Here is a 22,937-nt window from a genome sequence, read left to right on the forward strand (position 1 = left end):
GAAGGAGAATGAATAACTTCTTTAAAAGGTCGCTCACATTTCTCTCATTTATTATTAAAAAATCAGAACTAATAAGTATTAATAAGATTACTATTTTTACCTTAGCGACCTCATGCTAAGTCAATACTGGCTTGTGTTTTATCTATTAAGGATAATTCGTTATTGAAATTAAGTGAGATAAGCATTAATTTACTTCTATATTTTTGCTCATATCAAAGGAAAGGGTTTACATTTTAATCTTTTTTTACTATAATTAAGTGATAAGAGTTGGATGCTTGTCACGTTACAATAGTACAAGAGCTAGCCTTGTCTTGTAATAACTCTTTTTAAGGGGCTTTAAAGACAAGTTCATTGGATTCTTATCAGTTGTTTATTTGTTAGATAAGGGGGTAAGCGTTATGTTAAAATTTACTTCAAATATTTTAGCTACTAGTGTAGCTGAAACAACTCAAGTTGCTCCTGGGGGCTGCTGTTGCTGCTGTTGCTGTACTTGTTGCTGGGCTACTAATATTGGAACTGGTAGCGCTCAAGGTGGTAGCGGAAGCCTTACACCAGGTAAATAATTGATTTTGCATCTCTATGGGGTAATGATATCAGAGTAATTAGTTTGCTAGCGACTACGTTACTATTAGTAATAACTCTGTTGATTGTGATTTGCCATAGAGATGTGAGGACATATGAGGCAAGATAATCATTTTGGTTATGGTGTCTCTAGGTAGTTAGCAGGTACTGAACAGTACCTGCTGATTACCAATGTTTTATAGAATGAGATAGGAAAGATAGATATGCCATTTTTTGCGAAAGAAAAAAATTTTTTGAACAATCGTTCCTCATTAACTCCAGAAAAGGCAAGGCAATTATTTGAATTTAACACCAACCACTTATCTTTTTCAGGCTATCATCATCAGACGGTACTAAAAACGTCGAAGCAGTTGGTTGCTCAACATTTGATGCCTAATGAGACCGATAATCTTAGTCAACGCTTTTTGATGAATTACAAGACTAATAATAATTACCTGGGATTTGAAGCTAGTGTTGTTGAGTTCTTTACAGATTCTGCTGTTGCAACCTTTTCAAGTAGTGAGTTTTTTGAAAGTCAGGATAATATTATCCCTTTGCCAAAACCTACTAAACTGGCAGCAGCTTTATCAACTTGTATTACAAAAAGAAGAAGTTATCGTCAGTTCTCAGATAAAGAGATGCCCTTCCAGGATCTAGCTAATTTACTTTACTATGCTTGTGGGGTAAGTTCAGAATCATCTGTTAAAGAAGGAAATACAGAGGAGGTGACCTTTAGAAATTGTGCTTCTGGTGGTGGATTATACCCTATTAGTTTGCTTTTCTTTGCTAGGAATGTCACTGACCTTAAGGACGGTTTTTATGAATACTTACCTTATCAACATGCTTTAAGGTGTCACCAGCTTGGCCCTGAGGAAGATATCAGAGCCTTTGCTGAGTATGGCGCTGTGAAAGCTGAAAATTGTAATCTTATTATTATCTATGTGTATCACTATATCAAAAATACGCGTAAATACGGCAATCAGGCTACAGCTTACGCCTTTATTGAATCAGGGGAGATTGCTCAAAATATTCAATTAACAGCAACAGCCTTGGTTTATGGCAGTATTGATATTGGAGGCTATAATAAGGAATACCTCCAAGAAAAGTTAGGTTTAGATGGAATAGGTCAACATGTGATTCACATGACACTTGTAGGAAATAAGGAGTCTCAATGAAATATCAACTCAACAGTAATGTTCGTATTGTCCAGTTTCAGGACACCTTTTGCTTTAGAAAAGGTATCTGGGATTTTAACGAAGCGGTTCTAGACATTGCGCAAGAACCTCAAGAATTACAAGGTGCTTATCGGGAAATAGTATCGCAGTTTATTAAAGGAGTAGCAGTTGATACTGATCACTATGAAAGTCAATTAGACCCCGAGCAGTTTGCTAAATTAACGGAAGTTATGACAGCTTTGTACTATAATGATGTTATCATGCATGAAGATGACTACGCCCTTGAAGAAAATGTTATGAAAGTCTTTATGGGGAATTATCACTTTATGGCTCAGACAGGACACACTATAGATACAAGTCCAGTTTTATTTATCAGTGATTCGACCTATGTTAACGAATCAGCACTATTATTAGCTAGTCAGCTGCAGTTGAACTTGCAAACAGCCAGTGATGATTTAAAAATGCTTATCCAAGAAACTGATGTCTGCTCTCGTTTGGATGCTTTGGCACATCATCGTCATATGAAGTGTTTGTCAGAAGCATTAGAGGGATATCAAAGTATTGTTGTTTGCCAAGAGAGATTAAATATTATGATGTTGCGTCATCTTAATGAAATTAGTGTGTCCCTTGGAAAACAACTCGTATTAGGCTTTGTGGATGGACCATTTTTACATGTTTGTACCTTGAACCCTCCTCATAGTGCTGATTTTGACAGTTTAGAACGAAGGGTTTTAGCACGTTTGCAAGACCACGCACTCTACCAACATTTTGCTAACCAAGTATTACCAGCGACGCAAACCGTTAGTCAAGCTTATTTACCTCTATTGAATGTTTTAATGAATTTAGTCGTCAGCGAAGCTTTCATTATTGCTCATACAGGAAGCTCAAAATTTGAAGGTCGATTGTTAAGTATTTATATACCAACTCTTGAAATTCAAGTTCAAGATATCTTGAAGATGTCTAATTCCCAATCTCAAGGGGCTCTAGCTAAGTTAAAATATGAGGATCAACAAATTTCAACCCGTGAGATGATTAAAGCACTCCTTAATGAAGAGCAGTAAGGAGGTAAGGGTTATGTTACAATATTATCCTTCTTTTAACCACATTTTCGACAAACTCAAGTTTTTAAGTGGAAACCGTACAGGGATTTTAAATCAATCTCAGGCTCCGGTTTGTAATCATCCCCATGATGTTTACTTAAAAAGTGTCACAGGCCAAATGCCGAATTATCATAAACAGTTTATTGGAGAATTGAGCCAAGTCAGTTACCATATCATTGGTTATGGTAGTCATTATGAAGAAGCGCTTATTAAGTACTTAGGGGAAAGTATTGAACGTTATGCTAGTGTGATTTCTGGTGATTTACTATCAGATCGCATTGTCTACGCTTCTTATAAAGAATTGAGTCGGACAGATCGGGTTATGCCTCTAGAGTATTTGCAAGTTTTTACCCAAGAACAGATTGATCGTTTTAATGAGTTACACATAACTATGTGTGATAAGATGGTAACTGAAGATGATGTTTTGGGCTGGGTAAAATGTCCGATGTTTTTTGAAGATAAGGAAATGTATGTTCCTGCCCAAATGCTTTGTGTTGGCTATAAACCTAATGATGCTGCCGGGGAGAGACATATTATTCCAGGATTTTCAACAGGAACAGCTTCTCATACGACTTTGGAAGCAGCTATGTGTAATAGCTTGATTGAGTACATTCAAATTGATTCTATGATGCTTAGCTGGCATACGAAAAAGCCTTGTCCTAAGGTAATTATTGATGACCCAGAGATTGAGGCTATTTTAGAAGAAGCTAGACTCGGAAAAGAAAGTTTGTATGAGATTATTCCTATTGATATGACCGTAGGAGAAGATAACCCTCTTTATACCTTTGGAATTATCCTAAAAAATAAATACGATGAAGGTCCCTATCTTTTATTTGGTGTGCAGGGTGGCCTAGACCCTAAACATACCTTGCTAAGGGGTATTATGGAAGCTTCAGCTATTAGTTACAGTTACTACTACAGTCTTTTGTATAGAGAAGATCCTCTTCAAACTATTGAGAGTGACGAACCGCTATTTTTAGACTTGGACAGCAATGTTTTCTATTATGCGCATCCAAAGGACAGAGATCATAAATGGCAAGCTTTTGAACCTTTGATTTCAGGAGAAGTTCGTTTAAGCGAGCTAGAAAATCATTCCGGACAAAATAAGAAAGAGGATTTGAAAATCTTATTAGCTTATACCAAGAAAGTTAGTCCTAATGCAGTCTTTTTGGATATTACTCCGCCTGAAACTTCAGAAAAAGGTTGGTATGTAACACGTGTTTTAACGCCCGAACTACTTGAAATGTGTATTCCATCATTTCCTTTTGCTAATCATCCACGAATGAAACAGTTTGGAGGTGTTACTAATGCCTTTATCCATCCAATGCCTTAGTTTTTGCTTTTTGCTGGTAACCTGTTGTCCTTTAATTCCGATGCAAGCTATTTTTGGAAAAGGAATGGGGAAATATCATTTTAATTTAGTCCCATTTCTAAGAGCAACGCTTGTTTACTATATTTTCGCTTTAGGAGGTATCTTCCTTCTTTCACCTCAACTAAAGTTACCTTTGGAGGATATTAAGGGGAAGACTCTTCTTACAGGGCTGATTTTAAGTACGTTAGTATTGCTGATTGAAGTGGCTTTCTTGCATGGGTTACATTGTTGGCAAAAACGGCAGTGGATTCCTCTGAATCTATCATTTGTGGGAACAACCCAAAAATGGTCAGAAATTTTTTATCCATTACTTATAGCTTTTTGTGAAGAAATGACCTATCGATTTTTATGGTTTCAGATCCTGTTGTTCCAATGGCACATGCCTATACTGGTAGTTTTGTTGATATCAAGTTTTTGCTACGCTTTAAATCATTTATTAATGGGCAAGTCCATCTTTTATGCGAAATTATTAACAGGTCTCATTTATGGTAGTATTTACTATATCACTGGACAGTTATGGCTTGTCGTAATGGCACATGTTGGAGGTAATCTCTTAGTTGAATGCCTTAGCCGTCTTCAAACAAAAGTTAAGAAGGTGGTAAAATGATTATAAACCTAGCTTTGCTGTTATTTTTAAGCCTCGTCACTCTTTGGCTAACCAGTTATCGAAGACGCTCTTTACGTAGATGGCATCTTCAGTGGTTAGGTAATATACCTTATCAGGATTTGCTAGATATCTTTTTAAGCTTGATTCAGTTGGTGCTTATCCTAGTTCTGACGCTGTGTTGTCCTACAGTTCCTAGTCCAGAAAAGATACTAACCTTTTTAGGACAAACTGATTGGCAATGGCAAATTGCTTGTTATTTACTGTTATACCTTATGGTAGTGATAGAAATGACACTCATAATCTTAGTTCTTGTTGTTGATTTGGGCTTTCAAAGAGATAGTCGTTTACTCTTTAAAAAAATGACTTGGTTACCTTTTAGAAAAGATAGACCAATGGCAAGTATGTTCTTGATAGGTCTTGTTACTTTGACCGATAGTCTCTTTTTCTTAGGATTACTTCTCTTGTTAGGAAAAAATGAGATGCTAAGTTTAGCGGTGCTTATTTTAGGTTATGGAGCAGTCAAAGCTTGTCGTTATTCAGATGGCTTAAATCAACTAGTGGCCTTCTGTCTCTTTACAGTGATTGGAGTATGGGCGGTGACTGCAACCTTATTATACGGTTGGTTGGTAGGTCTTTTGTTAATGACTTTGACTTATCTAATGATTAGTTTTAAAGAGCAAGAGTAATGGTGAAAAGGAGTAAGATATGAGTTTTATTGAGTTAACAGATGTTGTCAAAGTCTATAAAGGTGGTAAAAAAGCTGTTGATAATGTTTCACTGACTATTGAAGAAGGACGTATTTACGGCTTGTTGGGTCCAAATGGTGCTGGTAAGTCGACTTTAATTAACTTAATTTTGGGATTAATTCCTTTAAACGCTGGTGAGATTACTATTTTACAACAATCTCAAAAAGCAATTCGAAAAATTAGTTCACAGATTGGTTACGTTCCTCAAGATATTGCTGTTTATCCTGACCTGACTGCCTATGAAAATGTGGAACTTTTCGGTTCTCTGTACGGCTTGAAAGGAGAGCAGTTAAAGGAACGAGTTCTAAAGAGCTTGGACTTTGTAGGGTTACAAGCACAAGCTAAGCAATTCCCTAGTCAATTTTCAGGAGGAATGAAAAGACGTTTGAATATCGCTTGTGCCTTGGTGCATTCACCTAAATTAATTATTTTTGATGAACCTACCGTAGGTATTGATCCTCAATCGCGTAATCATATTTTAGAATCGATACGTTTGTTAAATGAAGAAGGTGCGACTGTTATCTATACGACTCATTATATGGAAGAAGTAGAAGCTCTTTGTGACTATATTTTTATCATGGACCATGGTCAAATTATTGAAGCAGGTAATAAAGTTGAGCTAGAAAAACGCTATGCTGCTGATCTTACAAATCAAATTATAGTAACTTTGACAGATTCTAAACAATTGGATTTGTTTGATTGGGAAAAAAAACCTGGGTGGTCCTTGCTAACTAATGACGACCAATCAATCTTAATGATTGAAAACGGAGATATCGCAACTGTTGTTCAGCAATTAAGGGAGTCTAATATCGGTTTTAGTGAGATTAAACATAACCACTTGAATTTAGAAGAAATCTTCTTACATTTAACAGGTAAGAAGCTAAGAGATTAGAGGTCAGTATGGTTTTATTTCATTTAATCAAAAAAGAAAGTTTACAGATTTTCCGAAATCGAACAGCCTTTTTAATGATGGTAATCTTCCCAATTCTGATGATTATGATTTTAAGTTTTGCCTTTAAATCAAGCTTTAATACGACAACAACAGTTCCTAAGTTAACCGTTCGTTATCAATTAGAGGGGAAGAAAACAGACTATCAGAAAAATTTCCTTGCCTTTTTAAAGACTTTAAATCAAGAATTGAGGCTGGAGGCTAAACCGAGCAAAGATCTCGCAGCAGATAAGAAGAAGGTTAGCGAGGGTGCCTTGACAGCTACTTTAGAAGTGAAGGATAGCCAAACCATCAAGGTGACAACCAATAATATTAATCAGCAGAATGCTGATTTGATCAATATGTTGGTAACAAACTATGTTGATAACGCCAAAACTTTTGATTCTATAAGTGAACTCTATCCTCAAGGACTGGCTAAAATTAAGAAACGGAAAGTGGATTTTGTTCAAGTTAGTTCTGTTCAGACTAGTAAAGGCATGACATCAGCTGACTATTACGCCATCTCCATGTTTACCATGATTACCTTTTATAGCATCATGTCCGCAATGAACCTTGTCTTGTCGGATCGCCAACAAGGGATAACCAACCGCCTCCACTTAACAGGAGTTTCTTCAGGTCTCTTGGTTTTTGGTAAACTAATTGGAGCCATGTTGGCAACAACCGTTCAATTGGGGATCCTTTATGTTTTCACAAGGTTTGTTTTACGGGTTAGTTGGGGAAACAATGATTGGCAAATTATTGGAGTTACGGCTTCTATGATTTACCTCTCTGTGGCAATCGGGATTGGAATGGCCATCAGCATTAAAAATGAAGCTTTCTTGACAGTTGCTTCTAATGTTGTTATTCCTATTTTTGCCTTTTTAGGAGGGAGCTATGTTCCTTTGTCAACTCTAAATAGCCCTTTTATTAACCAGCTATCCAATATTTCACCAATCAAATGGGTTAATGATAGTTTGTTTTACCTTATTTTTGGTGGTCAACATAATCCAATTCCTGTGACGTTGATGGTTAATATTGGGATTGGGACAGCCTTTATAATTCTAGCTTTGATAGGAATGAGAAAGCAGGTGACCACATGATTTATTTTATAAAAACTTTATTTGTCAAAATACGACGAAAAAAGACTAGCTATGTGACCTTCCTTTTGTTGCCTATCTTAACGACCCTCTTAGCCCTATCTTTAAGTTTTTCTGGGAATAGCCAAGCTAAAATTGGTATTTTAGATAAGGACCAGAGTCAGATTTCTAAACAATTTATTACGCAATTGAAACAAAATAAAAAGTATGATATCTTTACCAAAATAGAAGAAAATCATATCGATGACTACTTTCAATCCAAAACTCTAGAGGCTGTGCTCACCATTGATAAAGGTTTTTCAGAGAAAGTATTAAAAGGAGAAGCTCAACAACTGAAACTCCGTTCGATTGCTAATAGCGAGATTACAGAATGGTTTAAAGCACAAGTCAACTATCTTTTGGAAAATTATAATATCATGGGAGATGTAGCTACTGGTCATCAAAAAACCTTTGATAAGATTTTGCAGAAAAATAAAGAGTTAGATTACCATGTCAAACAAGTGACTTTAGCAGACCGCTCACGTAGCAAGTCGGTATCATCAACCACAACAGGTTTTTTACTTATCTTGATGCTGGGGAGTACAAGTGTCATTTATGGAGGCATTTTGACTGATAAGTCGAGTCAGATTTATAATCGCCTAATCCTATCAAAACTGTCTCGTTTCCAATACATGTTTAGCTATGTTTGTGTAGGGCTTGTTGCCTTTGCTATCCAAATTGTGATTATGCTTAGTCTACTAAGGGTGTTTAATATTAGTTTTTACCTCCCAACGCCAATACTTTTGCTTATTTTCTTCCTCTTTAGTTTACTGGCGATAGGATTTGGTTTATTAATTGGAGCTGTGACACAGAATTCTCAGCAAAGTAGTCAGTTAGCTAATCTCATTGTTATGCCAACTTCAATGTTAGCTGGATGTCTGTGGCCTTTATCAATTACACCTTCTTACATGCAGGCCATCGGGAAATTATTGCCACAAAACTGGGTTTTGTCAGCTGTAGCCACGTTTCAAAGTGGTGGAGATTTATCACAAGCCTGGCCATATCTATTAGCCTTATTCGTAACAGCAGCAGCTTTCATTACTCTTTCAAGTTTATTACTAAAACCTTCTCGCATATAGTTAAGGGGAGCTAGTAAAGAGAAATATTAAAAAGTTCCAAAGTCTTATATTACTCTGGGACTTTTTTTTCTATTCATAGTTTTTTTATTACTATGCTAGTTTTTTACGGTTGTTTTAAACTTTAGCCATAAAATCATACCTTAATTTTATAGTTTTCCGTAAACAGGTGTGGGCGGTTGATAGTTTAAGATGAACTTTTCAATTTCTGAAATATCCTGAGAGAAAAGGATGTTATCGCGGTCGCTTTGACTTAAAAAACCCTCAGCAACCATGTGGTCAAACATCTTTTTTAATTGGTTAAAATAACCATTGATATTGAAGAGAATACATGGCTTATCATTTTGTCCTATTCGCGACCAAGAAATAACTTCGGAGATTTCTTCTAAAGTTCCAGGTCCACCTGGTAAAGCAATAAATACTTCGCCAAGAGCCATCATTTTAGCTTTACGCTTTGGCATATCATCAACAACAATGAATTCTGATAAGTTAGCATGAGCGATTTCTTTATCCTTTAGAAAAGTCGGCATAACACCAATTGCATGTCCTTTATTTTCAATGATGGTATTGGCCATTATCCCCATTAGACCAATTTTTCCACCGCCGTAGACCAAACCGTGATTATTTTGAGCCATCCATAAAGCTAGTTCTCTTGTCTTTTTGCTATAAATGGGATTAGAGCCTGTACTTGCACCACAAAAAATTGTTATTTTCACTTTATTAATCTCCTTTTTAGTCTATTGTTATGCATAATGAAACTATCTTTTAAAGAAATGTTATAGTTCTTACAATGAAAAATAGCGTTTTATTGCTGATGAGGAGGTTACCTACCTAAGTCATCAACTTTATTTCCTTAAAAATTGTAACAAATGATTAGAGAAAATAGCAATATTAAGTGATACCATTTTTAGTTTGGAGATAAAAGTAGTGATAGAGCCAATCTAGAAGTGCGCTACTGATATTATTCTAAAAGATATCGAAAATTCTAATTAACCAGTTAAGTAATTGATATCCAATTTGTTTATTGTTATAATGAAATCGAGTCGTTAAATTTATGATATATCAATTATCAATTAGAAATAAGGAGATTTGACAGTGTCAAAATATCTGAAATACTTATCTATTATTACTCTGTTTTTAGCTAGTCTCTTTTTAGTAGCATGTCAAAATCAAAAATCGCAGACAAAGGAACGTAATCGGAAGCAGCGTCCAAAAGATGAATTAGTTGTGTCTATGGGAGCAAAGCTTCCTCATGAATTTGATCCTAAGGATCGTTATGGTATTCATAATGAAGCTAATATTACTCATAGTACATTACTAAAGCGGATGCCAAACTTAGACATTAAGGGTGAACTTGCTAAAAAATATACCATTTCTAAAGACGGTCTGACTTGGTCTTTTGACTTAAATGATGATTTTAAATTCTCTAATGGTAAGCCTGTCACTGCTGAGGATGTCAAATTTACTTATGACATGCTGAAAGAGGACGGTAAAGCTTGGGATTTATCTTTCTTGAAGGATATTGAGGTTGACGGTAAAGACAAAGTCAGCTTTCACCTTACCAAGGCGCATTCAACTTTTACAGCCCAGTTAACTGAAATTCCGATTGTCCCTAAAAATGATTATAAGGAAAATTATAAGTCTAATCCTATAGGATCTGGTCCGTACATGGTAAAAGAATATAAGCCTGGTGAGCAAGCCATCTTTGTTCGTAACCCATATTGGCATGGGAAAAAGCCTTATTTCAAGAAGTGGACATGGGTCTTACTAGATGAAAATACAGCCTTAGCAGCCTTAGAATCTGGTGATGTTGATATGATTTATGCGACGCCAGAACTTGCTGATAAAAAGGTCAAAGGAACGCGTCTTCTGGATATTCCCTCAAATGATGTCCGAGGTTTATCCTTACCTTATGTGAAAAAAGGTGTGGTCAAAGACTCACCAGATGGATATCCTGTGGGGAATGATGTGACAAGTGATCCGGCTATCCGACAAGCCTTAACCATTGGCTTAAACCGGAAAAAAGTTCTTGAGACTGTTTTGAACGGTTATGGAAAGCCTGCTTATTCGATTATTGACCAGACACCATTTTGGGAAACAAAAACGGCAATTAAGGATAATAAGATAGCAAAAGCCAAACAGATTTTAAGCAAAGCTGGTTGGGAAGAACAAGCAGATGGCAGTCGCAAAAAGGATAATCTTAATGCAGAGTTTGATCTTTATTATCCTACTAATGATCAATTGCGAGCTAATCTAGCTGTTGAAATAGCAGATCAAGCAAAAGCCTTAGGAATTACTATCAAACTGAAGGCCAGCAACTGGGACGAAATGGCAACTAAATCACATGATTCAGCATTACTTTATGCTGGTGGACGCCACCATGCTCAACAGTTCTATGAATCACACCATCCGAGCTTAGCAGGAAAAGGTTGGACTAATATTACTTTCTACAATAATCCGACCGTAACACAGTACCTTGACAAAGCTATGGCCTCTTCTGATCTCGACAAAGCTAATCACTACTGGAAATTAGCACAATGGGATGGGAAAACTGGCGCTTCAACACTTGGAGATTTGCCAAATGTTTGGTTGGTAAGTCTCAATCATACCTATATTGGTGATAAGCGCATCAATGTGGGGGAACAAGGGATTCATAGCCATGGGCATGACTGGTCATTGTTGACCAATATTGCCGAGTGGACCTGGGATGAATCAACTAAGTAACTATTCTAGTTAATACAGCGACTTTAAGTTTGGAGTCAGAGAAAACAAGACACACAGGACTGTGCTGATCGTTTCCTCGGCTCCTTTTCTTATCGATTAAGGAGATTTCTCTGTGAAACACATTACTACTGTTGTCATCTGGAAAATTATCAGATGCTTCACACTAATTTTGGGGGTATCTGTTTTTACTTTTATTTTGTTAAAACAATCTCCAGTTGATCCTGTCATGGCAAGTGTCAATTATGACACGTCATTGACCCCTCTTCAATACAAAGCGATTGCTCATCATTATGGCTTAGACAAGCCAGCTCCGGTTCAGTATTTGATCTGGCTAAAAAACTTTTTGCAAGGTCATTTAGGTCATTCGCTTGTTTATCGCCAACCAGTCATTGATATTATCAAATCACGCGCAGGAGCTTCTTTTGTACTTATGGGACTATCTTGGCTTCTATCAGGACTTATTGGTTTTACCTTAGGTGCTTTATCAGCTTTTTGCCACGGTAGGTTACTTGACCGTATCATTAGATGGTTTTCCTACCTTCAGATTTCTGTACCAACTTTTTGGATTGGACTCCTTTTCTTATTAGTCTTCTCTGTGCAATTAGGCTGGTTTCCAATAGGTATTTCATCGCCAATAGGGACTTTAAGCCAAGATATTACAGTAATTGATCGCATTAGGCATCTCATTTTACCTGTTTTCACTCTGAGTATTTTAGGAATCGCCAATGTTACCCTTCATACTAGGGGGAAGATGCTAGCTGTGCTTTCTAGTGAGTATGTTTTATTTGCAAAGGCGCGTGGAGAAACTGATTGGCAAATTTTTAAATACCATTGTTTAAGGAATGCTATTGTACCAGCGATTACCCTTCATTTTTCATATTTTGGAGAATTATTTGGTGGCTCTGTACTTGCTGAGCAAGTTTTTTCATATCCTGGTTTGGGATCAACTCTTACCGAAGCAGGACTTAAGAGTGATACGCCGCTTCTTCTTGCTATCGTGATGATAGGAACAATCTTTGTTTTTACTGGTAATCTTATTGCTGATATCTTAACTAGTCTAATCAATCCACAATTGAGGAGAAAAGCATGTCAATAGAACGTCGAACTCTTGTTTTAGGGCAGCTAGGTCTGTCCATTTCCCTTATTCTTAGTATCTTAGTCTTAAATTTTTATTTTTCTCGGACCCCCTTACAAACTAATGCAACTTTACGAAATCTAGCTCCTTCTTTAGATTACCTTTTTGGGACAGATGGTTTAGGAAGAGATATGTTTGTTAGAACAATAAAAGGACTCTATTTTTCTTTGCAAGTTGGTTTGTTAGGTGCACTAATGGGTGTTTTTTTAGCAACATTTTTTGGTATGCTTGCTGGTTTAGGAAGCAATTTAGTTGATAAAGGTATTGCCTGGCTAATTGATTTATTTATCGGGATGCCTCATTTAATTTTTATGATTCTCATTTCTTTTGTTGTTGGGAAAGGCGCACAAGGTGTTATTATTGCAACGGCTATTACCCACTGGCCTTCACTAGCAAGGCTTATTCGGAATGAAGTCTATCACTTTAAGAACAAGGAATTTGTACAACTCTCTAAAGGAATGGGCAAAACACCTTATTATATTGTCTGGAATCATATCTTACCCTTAATAGCTTCTCAAATATTTATTGGTTTTATCCTTTTATTTCCCCATGTAATCCTTCATGAAGCATCAATGACCTTCTTAGGGTTTGGTCTGTCTGCGGAACAACCTTCGGTGGGTATTATTCTTTCAGAGGCAGCTAAACACATTTCGTTGGGAAATTGGTGGCTAGTTATTTTTCCTGGGCTTTATTTGATTCTCCTTGTCAATGCCTTTGATACTATTGGAGAGTCGTTGAAGAAACTCTTTTACCCTCAAACTGATTACTTTTAGGAGAAAAGGATATGACAGAGATATTACTACGTATTAAGAACCTCTCCATCACTTTTACTCAGTATGGACCCTATTTAAAACCATCTCGCTCAACACCTATAGAATCCTTAAATTTGGATATCAAAAAGGGAGAACTCTTAGCTATTATTGGAGCTAGTGGCTCAGGAAAAAGTTTATTGGCACACGCTATCATGGATATCCTTCCTAAAAATGCAGAAGTTACAGGCGATATTCTCTACCGTGACCAACCATTGACTGCTCAACGTATCAGGCAGTTACGTGGAAATGATATTACCTTGATTCCGCAGTCGGTGAATTATTTAGACCCATCAATGAAAGTCAAGCACCAGGTGCGACTGGGTATTTCAGAAAGCCCTAAGGAAAAGCAAATCAAATTATTTCAACAATTTGGCTTGAAAGCAAGCGATGGGGACCTATATCCTTTCCAACTTTCTGGTGGTATGTTGCGACGTGTCTTGTTTACAACATGTGTGAGTGACTCAGTTTCTTTGATTATAGCTGATGAACCAACCCCCGGACTTCATCCAGATGCTCTACAAATGGTTTTAAAGCAATTACGCGCTTTTGCAGATCAAGGTATTAGTGTAATATTTATTACTCATGATATTGTAGCGGCTACACAAATTGCTGATCGTATTACTGTTTTTAAAGAGGGTAAGGCTATTGAAACAGCTCCAGCTAACTTTTTTAGTGGCAATGGTAACCAGCTCCAAACGGAATTTGCCAGAAGCCTGTGGCTTTCACTTCCCCAGCAAGATTTTTTGAAAGGAGTATAGCATGAGTTTAGAAGTTAAAAAGCTTGGCTTTTATCATGACAATGAGCCGTGGCTTTTTAAGGACATTGATTTGGTAGTAGAGCCTGGTCAAATATTAGGAATTTTTGGACAAAGTGGTTGTGGTAAAACAAGTTTATCAAGGGTAATAGCAGGTTTTTTGCAATCTAAAGCAGGCTATGTTTTAGTTGATGGTCAGCCTTTACCGCAAAAAGGATTTAGGCCTGTTCAACTTATTCAACAACATCCAGAAAAAACGCTAAATCCATTATGGCCAATGAAAAAGAGTTTAGAGGAAGCATATAAGCCTCAACGATCCTTACTAGAGGCTTTTGGAATTCAAGAGCAATGGTTTAATCGTCGACCTAGTGAACTTTCTGGGGGGGAGCTCCAGCGCTTTTCTATTGTTCGTTCCTTACATCCCAGTACAAAATACCTTATTGCTGATGAAATGACTACCATGCTAGATAGTATTACACAAGCTAGTGTATGGAAGAATTTGCTAGGTATTGTTAAAGAGCGAAACATAGGTCTCATCGTTATTAGCCATGATTTTGCCATGTTAGAAAAACTTTGTGATCAGTGTTACTTGATTGAAGAAAATCGTTTTCTGTACAATATTGCTAATTATGAGGTAGTGCAAAGTTAAATCACAAAAGCTAGATAAATGTTATCTAGCTTTTGTTTCGTCTATTTAGAATTTTACTAAAAGAAGTTAAAAATATTTCTTCATTATTTAACCTTTAACATCAAACTGCGCTTCAAAATAAGCTTAGCAAGTCTTATTATCTGAATATGTTATACTAAACTAAGTAGCCAATATTGGGTAGGCATAAAACTCGCCACTTATCACATTTATATATGTAACAAACGGGGGAAAAGATGACGTTTAAGATTTGTATTATTGAAGATGATTTAGATTTAGCAAATTTAATAAAAGAACATTTACTAAAATATGACTTTGAGGTTGTAAATTGTGAAGACTTTAAACAGATCGAAAAATTTATCGAGGAAAATTGTCCGTCGCTCATCTTATTAGATATCAATATACCTTATTATGATGGATTTTACTGGTGTAATGAAATTAGAAAGAGTACTTTATCACCGATTATTTTTATGTCAGCAAGAATAGAGGATTATGACCAGATTAGAGCCATAGTGAGCGGTGGTGATGATTATTTAACGAAGCCCTTCTCTTTTGATTTATTAGTGGCCAAGATAAATTCACAACTAAGACGAGCTTATGGAGAATATTCAACTATAGAATATATTATGTAAAAGGCAACCCTGACATATAAGTGGGTAATACCAAGTTATTAAGCTATTTGGGTGATAGAATCAAAGGTTGAAATGGAAGAATTTATGAAAAAAATGACAGCTTTTCAAATAAAAATAGTGGCACTTATTTTTATGCTAATTGATCATATTAATACATTTTTAGGGTATCAATTGGGATTTCCGTAGTGGTTTCATTGGTTAGGAAGATTTGTAGCTCCAGTATTCTTATATTTCCTAATGGAAGGATTTAAGCATACTAAAAGTAGAAGAAAATATTTAAGTAGGTTGTTTATAGCTTCTATGGGAATGCATATAATCAATATTGTTAGAAGTATCTTAACTAAAGGCTATATTCATGCTTACACAAAGGAATTTGATGCCTTTGGCCTTATCACTGGAAATAATATTTTTTGGACACTTTTTTTAATTTTAGCTTTATTTGTAATGCTGGATAAAGTAAGAAATATAGAGGGTTTAAGAGGGAAAAAATGGATAGCGCCAATAATAGCAATACTACCTTTAATTTTATTTGCAGAAGGTGGTCTTTACTTATTGCCGATGGCACTAGCTTGTTTTTTCTTTAATAATGATGCAAAAAAAGTTAGTATATCGCTATTTATATGGTCAATGATCTTGCTTGGCAAAACCCTCTTTAGCTATATCAATGGAGGAAATCAAGTCATGTCATTATATCAACAATTAACTTATTCTAGTGAATTTTTGATGATGACATCAATTCCATTTATCCTAGCTTATAACGGGAAAAGGGGAGGAAGTGGGGAAAAATGGGAAAAGAATCTATTTTATGTATTTTATCCTTTTCATCTAGTAATAATCTATTCACTGTCCATTATTTTTAACCTTTTTTAAAAAATAGTATACTCATGTTATATGCTTTATAGGAGGAACTCTATGCAGATATATGATAATGACGGAAATGAAGCAAATCATAAAAAAATATTGGTTTTCGATTTAGACGGAACAATTGTATATAATGGAACAAATATTGAACCAATGATATTAGAATTTTTATTAAGTATTCAAGATAGCTATGAGATCATCTTTGCTTCAGCAAGACCTATCCGAGATATGCTTCCTCTATTAATTGATTTTCAAAAAAATCAATTAATTGGTGGAAATGGAAGTATGATACGTAAGGATAATAATATAAGTCTAGTTGCTAGAATACCAGGAAAAGCCATGATAACTATTCTACATTTAATTCATAAGTTAGACCTTGATTACATTGTGGATTATAGTTGGGATTATTCTGCTAGAATAAGAGATATTAATAATGCGATTTTAGAAAAACTGGATAGTGGTAGGTTAGCAGAGAATGTAAATTTGGCACCATCAAATGTTAGTAAAGTTATCTTGTTTAATATTTCAAGAGGCATGGTAGCGAATTTTGAAGAAATGGATTGTATTAATGTTTTATATCATGAACATGTTCATGAACTCGTAATAACAAGTAAAGGTGTAGATAAGTACTCAGCGTTAACTTTGTTAATTGACAGGAAGCCATATTATGCTTTCGGAAATGATAAAAATGATATTGCTTTATTGAATAACTCTGAGAAAGGATATGCTATTGAATACTCTTTTAACCACTCAGGAAATGTTCAAGATATAACAAAGAATCAGATGATAGACTCTCTCTCTAAACTTGACATATTTAAATAACTGTAGATACTATTACTGATATCAAAAGTATCAACTTTTTGATATTGCTAGTGTCAAATCAATTCCTATCCTATGCCTAGAAAAAGAATCTTACTTCTATGACCGTAGATTTAACTAACTGTAAAGTTAATAAGTTTACATGTATATCATCAGCGTTTAAATATGAGTTAGTTTGAATTTTTTAGAAATGTTTATGTTATACTAATTGTATTAGTGAAACGATACTAATTCTAGGAGTATTAAGATTTATGAAAAAAGACTTAATCTTTACCGAGTTATTAGTATTTATTTGAGTTCTTGTATTTTTATAGTTCAGATGTAAAGATGGTAATGGTATGATAAGTTCTGGAGTCGAAGGCAATGATTTATTTTGTAATAGATGATGTCTCGTAGGCAGATTAAAGAAAAAATACAAAAATTTATGACAATAACTTATGGAGATAGGGAGAAAATAAATTGAGAGTCATAGTTAATAAATCGGATTTTAGTTGGGCTTTAATAGGTTTTTTGGCATTATTTCTAGGAGCGTTTTTTTGGGGAGTAGTCATAGGTCTAATTTTTAGAACTTCAGAGGCGATTACTCTATCTGTAATGATTGGCGGAGGTTTGACTAGTTTTTTTACTCTATGGTATGGGTATTGCTATAAAAACAAGTGGACTTTAGCAGATTTAGGCTTTCACAAAGGAGAGCATTCTTTATGGAACTTGATTTGGTGGGTTCCGATAACTTTTATTTTTTCAATTAGTGGTTCAGTCTTATTGTCATTTTTTTTAGGCGTTTCTCATAACACTGTCGAAGGTGGGGTAAATAGTGGAACAATGCATCTAGGGTGGGGAGCAGTTGTGGCGATGGAGCTAACTGTAGGAATTTTGATCCCCTTTGTTGAAGAAATCATTTTTAGACGATTTTTATTTGATTGGTTCAAATTATACTTTCCCACATGGCTTGCTGCTACTGCCGTAGTTATACTATTTGCAGGGATGCATGTTATTTCGGCAGTAGTCATTTATGTTTTATTTTTAGGGATTTCACTAATGCTTTCTCGTATTTGGTTTCAAAATCTGACTGCGCCGTGGATTATTCACATGATAAATAATTCAATAGTGGTTTTATTCGCAACGCTCGGATAAACTAATTATATTTTTAATTAAAATTAAAGCTTTTTATAAAATAGTTTTGGAATAAAATGTCTAGTGATATATGTCCTTCTTTTATAAGTTACCAAATGAATAAAGCTTAAAAGCAGTCAAAAAAGAAATATCGAGACCTTAAGGAATATCTTGTAGAAATTTCGAAAGACGACAGACATTATTGGGAAATATGGAATAGTGCTATCAGCAATAATAAATTACTATCAATACTATTTTAAACTTGCTTTTGATGAAAAAGAGAAGAACAATACTGAAATTAGCTTAGAATAAAAAGAGGTGTACAAATGTCAATTAAACTAAAAGAAGTGAACCTTCAATCTAGTCAATATTGTATTAATCAGGCTTGTGAACTTATTAAAAAATTTTGGAAAGAGCACAGTGATAGTGTTCAAACGGATGAAGAATCTATGGATGACTTCAAAGAATGGCAAAGTAAAGGAAACTTTTTTTACTTAGTTCAATTTCAAAATCAGTACATTGGTTTTGCGAGATTAGGAAATAGAGGTGCTAAAATTGATTGGCTAGAAGATCTGTTTATAGATGAAAAATTTCAAAATAGAGGCCTAGGTACACAAGTCATCACTATATTAGAAAATAAAGTAAAACAATACTCGGAATCTTTGTATCTAGAAGTGGCTTCAAGGAATTTGAAAGCAATGAAATTATATAGGGAGTTAGGCTTTGAGTGTCTTAACTCAGTCACCATTCGTAAAGATTTTCAAAAAGAAAATTTTGAAGTAATAGAAAGTCAAAAAATTTCAGATTTTCAATTTGACATCAAAAAGTATAACAAATAATTTCGGGGTGAAATTTGTAAAACCGACTTACATTTAATATCTAAATTTAATAGCAATTCAGAAATGTCTTTTAGCACTGGTCAGGAATTTATCTAAAAAATATTAAGAATCCACCAAGTCAATCTAGTCTTGTTGATATTGTAGTTTCAAGATATAGCTGTGGTAAATGTATTTAATGCAAAAAATATGATAATCCTAATTTATGTATTAATAGGGTACCACATGGAATATCTAAGGATACCAAAAAGCAATTAGCTTTAGATGATATTGAAAAAGGAGACTTGATATATACTTCTGATGATAACAAATATCTTTCGTAAAGGACTAGAATTATAGCAATTTGAAATACCCCAAAGTAAATTACTATATAAAGGAGAAATAGAAGAATTGGATTAAAAAGACAAACTCCTTTTAGGTGTTTGTCTTTTGTTGGTCTAAAGAGTGGTTTTTAACTTTTCATTAGCTAGAAATTATTTTTCTTTTTTGATAGCAAAATATATAAAAATTAATGACACTGAAGATATTGCGAGTTTGTTCCACCATTTAAATTGTAATCCGGTAAAATATGAAATAGAGTAACTAATAATTAAGGATAATAATATATATACTAATGCATATAAGATATAACGTTTTTTCATAATAGACTACACATTTATCCTATTATTGTTAGGAACTTTATCTATGCCGTCAATATATTTGGCGATATGATAGCCAGGAGAAGTTAGATTAATTGCATAGTCTATAATACTATCCGATACTAAGTGCCCAATTCCATATTTAATTAATATTGATTTTACACGACCTACAGCTTCACGTTTTCCAACTTTAAGCACTGCAGCTACAATACTTCCAACACCCCCAGTTAATGCTATACCTATTAATACATCTAAAGCTGCAGCGGTTTGATCAACAATAAAACCTTGCTACGCCGAACGAAAAACTCTTGCTTGTTCTCTAGGAAAAGTATAATTGTGGGATAAGTAATTTTCTATAACGCCACTGATAAATTCCTCGGAAACGTTTGGATATTTATTTTTTACCTCTTGGATTGACAATTGTTTTTTTTCTTCGGAAAGGTTTATATTGTCATTTGGTGCTATTTCAGTTAGTTCTTTTATTTGTTCATTCTTTGCTGTGATTGTATCTGCGAAAACATTGACAGATGGTAAAATAGTAGAAGATAGTAGTAAAACAGAGCTCGATACTATACCGAGATGAAATAGCACCTTAGTTCTAAAGTTCATGGTAGGCCTCCTTTTTAATGAAACACTTATTTTGTATCCGCTTCCAAATGTATTTTGTAATAAAATATCATTAATTGGAAGAAATAAATTGCTTTTGTTAAAAATATTTTAAAATATTATAGATATAGTAATTTCTTTTGAAGGTCGCTTGTGGGGCTTTTCATTTTTTTGTTGGAATAATTTAATCGTGCGTAGCAACAAGTTCAGAGGGAAGTATATGAACAAGGTTTCAGGTAACTGAAAAAGTCTTTTAAGTAAGTAGTTTGTACTGTTTGTCAGTAAAAAGACTTGGGAGGGAAGTATGAGCTTTCTGTGAAGATTAAATTCAGATACAAGAAAAGATATTCAATTTGCTAAAGGAGATGGTGTTTTATTATCTGGTTTTACGGATGGAGCTGTCATAATTGGTAGGAAATTTGCTAAGGATTTAGAGGATAAATATTTACATAGTATTCCTGATTACAAGAAAGTAATATCTTATCTGGAAAACAATTTAGATTATTTAAATAGTATAATTTACTATTTATTGCTAGTATTATTTAAACTAGGCTTACGAGTAGATGAAGCTTTAGCATTGATTTGGGAAGATGTTAATTTTGATAGTTTTGAGATTAAGACGCATAGAAGATTTAGTAGGGATAAATGAGTGTTCAGTCCTCCAAGAACAAAAACTTCTATTCGTACTATTCCTATTAGTCAATCTTTAGCATTAACCTTAAGACGTTTGAAGGATGATCAGCAAGTAATGTTGAAAAATTTAAAAATTGTAAATATTAATAATCAAATATTTTATGACTATAGGTACGGTGTATCGTCAAATAGTGCCATTAATAAAAGTTTGAGAAATGTATTACATGTATTAAATATTGATTCAAAAATGACTGCAACAGGTGCGAGACATACCTATGGAAGTTATTTATTGGCTAAGGGTGTTGATATTTGGGTAGTTGCAAGATTAATGGGTCATAAGGATATTACACAGTTACTTGAAACTTATGGTCACGTCTTGACAGAAGTAATAAATAAGGAATATGAAACGGTCAGAAGTTTAGTATCATAAAGCTAATTTTTAAAGAATATCTTCTAGAACAAATTTAGAACAAATTTGCCAAAACAAAGAAAAAACCTTTTAAATCAAGGTTTTTGACACTATTATTAATGCCCCCTTCAACGATTCCTTACAAATTTTTGTGATAAAAATAATATTAAGATTGTTTGTTTTTTATAGAGTAATTAAGAGTGAAAAATTTAGTTATTGTATAGAGGATATTATCACTTTTTTTGTAAATAATTTTTATTGGTGATTTTTATTAATAAAAGTAATATAAATCAATAATAAAAGGTTAAGAGTTGGTACTATATTAATGTTGTTAGAGTTAATGATAAATTAAAAAAGAAGTAGTTGCTATATTAATGATTTAGGTTTAGACATGTCAACAGCTTTTAAAATCTTTCTAAAACAAATTGTTATTACTCAAAGTATATTATTTGATCTAAAGTTAAATAATAATTTTAAATTGGATACTAAGGTAGCTGGAGGTGAGGTCTATATTATGATTTTAGTTGAGTGACAAACTCGCTTTGCACTAACTGTTAAACTTCTGGAGAAGAAAGCTGAATAAGTTAATCAAGCTATTTTAGATTACATGAAACGTTATCCCATCAAAGCTATAATGGCTGATAGTGGTAGTGAGTTCACCTTATTGGGAGAGCTAAAAGGTGTAGATATCTATTTTGCAGATTCCTACTCTTCTCATGAGCGTGGGAATAATGCGAACTTCAATGGTTTACTGCGAGAGTTTGTACCTAAAGAAGTGTCACTTAATGACCTCAGTCAAGGAGATTTAGCCATCTTTACCCAAGCTATTAACGATAGGATTAGAAGAATACCTAACTATCAAACAGCTTGAGATAAAGTAACTTTGTGAGACGACCAAGTTTGTTGTACTTGATTTGACAAATGGGGATATTTTTTATATAGGAATTATTAACATAAGGTATTGACAGAAAAAACAAAATAAGGTACTTTCATATTAAAACGTTTTCGAAAATAAAAAATTAATAAAAAAGGATTGATTCCAATGTTTTAATAAAGGTGTTACATTAAGGTGATTCTTACTTTCAAAGGAATACAATATTGTTGGAAAAATTAAACTATTCTTTGCAATTTCATTATTAGTTGGTGGACTCTTAGCTTTGAGAACTGCCTTTGCAGCTTCTGTTGAAGGTGGAACTTGGTCTTCAGGATCTGGTTACAGTGTCTGTAAAGGAATGCTTGTTTCAGGGAATCCAGGATTAGTAGGTTTAGAAGCAACTTATTACGTAGATTTTCAGAAGGTTCAAGGTGGGTATGACAGGCGTGATAGAGTATATGGTGCCGCAGTTAATGGAGCAGGAAGTTGGGCTTTTTTAACTAATGGTGTATTTAGAGCTAGTGAGGCAGATGGAGCTTCAGCGTATGGTGGTATAAAAGGTCAATGGACTGTCTCTCCAGGACTAGGACTTCCTTCAGGAACTTCTACAAAACATCTGTATTTCAGAGTTGGTAATGATACTTTTTGGTTGGATACTAATTTTTAATAAGAGATTAGTCAGGAGGTTATTATGGCAGAGTTTATGCTATATTTAGGAATACTATTGAATTTGTTGTACTTAG

The 22,937-nt window shown here is 34.3% G+C and carries 21 protein-coding genes and 3 pseudogenes; 22 read left to right on the forward strand and 2 right to left on the reverse strand.

Annotated features, from left to right (window positions below; genetic code table 11):
• Positions 1 to 398: 398 nt before the first annotated feature.
• The 9 genes from DQM45_RS01300 (at position 399) to DQM45_RS01340 (ending at position 8,704) form a co-directional block, all read left to right on the forward strand.
• Entirely contained in the window at positions 399 to 563 is a 165-nt protein-coding gene (locus tag DQM45_RS01300; protein WP_081461244.1) for a streptolysin S family TOMM toxin, read from the forward strand.
• A 222-nt stretch (positions 564 to 785) separates the two neighbouring features.
• Positions 786 to 1,736: a SagB/ThcOx family dehydrogenase gene (locus DQM45_RS01305; RefSeq protein WP_003085593.1), complete on the forward strand. Its 951-nt coding sequence runs from the start codon at positions 786 to 788 to the stop codon at positions 1,734 to 1,736.
• Positions 1,733 to 2,797, forward strand: a complete 1,065-nt coding sequence (locus DQM45_RS01310; protein WP_003083894.1) for a streptolysin associated protein SagC — start codon at positions 1,733 to 1,735, stop codon at positions 2,795 to 2,797. The genes DQM45_RS01305 and DQM45_RS01310 overlap by 4 nt, the downstream gene beginning before the upstream one ends.
• A gap of 13 nt (positions 2,798 to 2,810) precedes the next feature.
• Positions 2,811 to 4,169 carry a YcaO-like family protein gene (locus DQM45_RS01315; RefSeq protein ID WP_003085810.1) on the forward strand — a complete coding sequence of 453 codons (1,359 nt, stop codon included), beginning with the start codon at positions 2,811 to 2,813 and terminating at the stop codon, positions 4,167 to 4,169.
• Positions 4,144 to 4,815, forward strand: coding sequence for a CPBP family intramembrane glutamic endopeptidase (locus tag DQM45_RS01320; RefSeq protein WP_003082974.1), 672 nt, complete (start codon positions 4,144 to 4,146; stop codon positions 4,813 to 4,815). The genes DQM45_RS01315 and DQM45_RS01320 overlap by 26 nt, the downstream gene beginning before the upstream one ends.
• Complete coding sequence (locus DQM45_RS01325) at positions 4,812 to 5,501, forward strand: SagF family protein (protein ID WP_003085157.1); 690 nt, start codon at positions 4,812 to 4,814, stop codon at positions 5,499 to 5,501. The genes DQM45_RS01320 and DQM45_RS01325 overlap by 4 nt, the downstream gene beginning before the upstream one ends.
• 19 nt (positions 5,502 to 5,520) lie before the next feature.
• Positions 5,521 to 6,453, forward strand: a complete 933-nt coding sequence (locus DQM45_RS01330) for an ABC transporter ATP-binding protein (protein ID WP_003082642.1) — start codon at positions 5,521 to 5,523, stop codon at positions 6,451 to 6,453.
• An 8-nt stretch (positions 6,454 to 6,461) separates the two neighbouring features.
• Complete coding sequence (locus tag DQM45_RS01335; protein WP_003083470.1) at positions 6,462 to 7,589, forward strand: SagG family ABC transporter permease subunit; 1,128 nt, start codon at positions 6,462 to 6,464, stop codon at positions 7,587 to 7,589.
• Positions 7,586 to 8,704, forward strand: a complete 1,119-nt coding sequence (locus DQM45_RS01340; protein ID WP_003083162.1) for an ABC transporter permease — start codon at positions 7,586 to 7,588, stop codon at positions 8,702 to 8,704. Before DQM45_RS01335 ends, DQM45_RS01340 begins: the two co-directional genes overlap by 4 nt.
• A 146-nt stretch (positions 8,705 to 8,850) precedes the next feature.
• Here DQM45_RS01340 and DQM45_RS01345 read toward each other — a convergent pair whose 3' ends face one another.
• Positions 8,851 to 9,417, reverse strand: a complete 567-nt coding sequence (locus DQM45_RS01345; protein ID WP_003084288.1) for an LOG family protein — start codon at positions 9,415 to 9,417, stop codon at positions 8,851 to 8,853.
• 379 nt (positions 9,418 to 9,796) lie between these two features.
• Between DQM45_RS01345 and DQM45_RS01350 the strand changes: the two genes are divergently transcribed.
• The 10 genes and pseudogenes from DQM45_RS01350 (at position 9,797) to DQM45_RS01395 (ending at position 19,037) form a co-directional block, all read left to right on the forward strand.
• Positions 9,797 to 11,425, forward strand: a complete 1,629-nt coding sequence (locus DQM45_RS01350; RefSeq protein WP_003086104.1) for an ABC transporter substrate-binding protein — start codon at positions 9,797 to 9,799, stop codon at positions 11,423 to 11,425.
• Between the two features lie 112 nt (positions 11,426 to 11,537).
• Entirely contained in the window at positions 11,538 to 12,521 is a 984-nt protein-coding gene (locus DQM45_RS01355; protein WP_003084039.1) for an ABC transporter permease, read from the forward strand.
• Positions 12,512 to 13,333: an ABC transporter permease gene (locus DQM45_RS01360; RefSeq protein WP_003085591.1), complete on the forward strand. Its 822-nt coding sequence runs from the start codon at positions 12,512 to 12,514 to the stop codon at positions 13,331 to 13,333. The genes DQM45_RS01355 and DQM45_RS01360 overlap by 10 nt, the downstream gene beginning before the upstream one ends.
• Before the next feature lie 11 nt (positions 13,334 to 13,344).
• Positions 13,345 to 14,130, forward strand: coding sequence for an ATP-binding cassette domain-containing protein (locus tag DQM45_RS01365; protein WP_003085130.1), 786 nt, complete (start codon positions 13,345 to 13,347; stop codon positions 14,128 to 14,130).
• A gap of 1 nt (position 14,131) precedes the next feature.
• Positions 14,132 to 14,776, forward strand: a complete 645-nt coding sequence (locus DQM45_RS01370; protein ID WP_003086010.1) for an ABC transporter ATP-binding protein — start codon at positions 14,132 to 14,134, stop codon at positions 14,774 to 14,776.
• Between the two features lie 233 nt (positions 14,777 to 15,009).
• A complete protein-coding gene (locus DQM45_RS01375; protein WP_003084778.1) occupies positions 15,010 to 15,405 on the forward strand; it encodes a response regulator in 396 nt (131 codons plus the stop codon).
• 198 nt (positions 15,406 to 15,603) lie between these two features.
• Positions 15,604 to 16,275, forward strand: a pseudogene (locus DQM45_RS01380) (TraX family protein); the annotation flags it as partial.
• A 42-nt stretch (positions 16,276 to 16,317) separates the two neighbouring features.
• Positions 16,318 to 17,088 (forward strand): HAD hydrolase family protein, encoded by a 771-nt coding sequence (locus tag DQM45_RS01385; protein ID WP_003083565.1) that lies wholly within the window; start codon positions 16,318 to 16,320, stop codon positions 17,086 to 17,088.
• 507 nt (positions 17,089 to 17,595) lie between these two features.
• Positions 17,596 to 18,219, forward strand: coding sequence for a CPBP family intramembrane glutamic endopeptidase (locus tag DQM45_RS01390; RefSeq protein ID WP_232036524.1), 624 nt, complete (start codon positions 17,596 to 17,598; stop codon positions 18,217 to 18,219).
• Positions 18,220 to 18,524: 305 nt separating this feature from the next.
• Positions 18,525 to 19,037 (forward strand): GNAT family N-acetyltransferase, encoded by a 513-nt coding sequence (locus DQM45_RS01395; RefSeq protein ID WP_003082781.1) that lies wholly within the window; start codon positions 18,525 to 18,527, stop codon positions 19,035 to 19,037.
• A gap of 923 nt (positions 19,038 to 19,960) precedes the next feature.
• Here the strand turns inward: DQM45_RS01395 and DQM45_RS10220 are convergent.
• Positions 19,961 to 20,281 carry a hypothetical protein gene (locus DQM45_RS10220; RefSeq protein ID WP_003084918.1) on the reverse strand — a complete coding sequence of 107 codons (321 nt, stop codon included), beginning with the start codon at positions 20,279 to 20,281 and terminating at the stop codon, positions 19,961 to 19,963.
• Between the two features lie 316 nt (positions 20,282 to 20,597).
• Between DQM45_RS10220 and DQM45_RS01405 the strand changes: the two are divergent.
• The 3 genes and pseudogenes from DQM45_RS01405 to DQM45_RS01425 all read left to right on the forward strand — a co-directional run.
• Positions 20,598 to 21,341 (forward strand): annotated as a pseudogene (locus DQM45_RS01405) (site-specific integrase); the annotation flags it as partial.
• A gap of 478 nt (positions 21,342 to 21,819) precedes the next feature.
• Positions 21,820 to 22,191: pseudogene (locus tag DQM45_RS01415) on the forward strand (IS30 family transposase); the annotation flags it as partial.
• 286 nt (positions 22,192 to 22,477) lie between these two features.
• Positions 22,478 to 22,861: a hypothetical protein gene (locus DQM45_RS01425; protein ID WP_003085885.1), complete on the forward strand. Its 384-nt coding sequence runs from the start codon at positions 22,478 to 22,480 to the stop codon at positions 22,859 to 22,861.
• Positions 22,862 to 22,937 lie beyond the last annotated feature (76 nt).

Origin of the sequence: Streptococcus porcinus (genome assembly GCF_900475415.1) — a bacterium.
Lineage (GTDB): Bacteria > Bacillota > Bacilli > Lactobacillales > Streptococcaceae > Streptococcus > Streptococcus porcinus.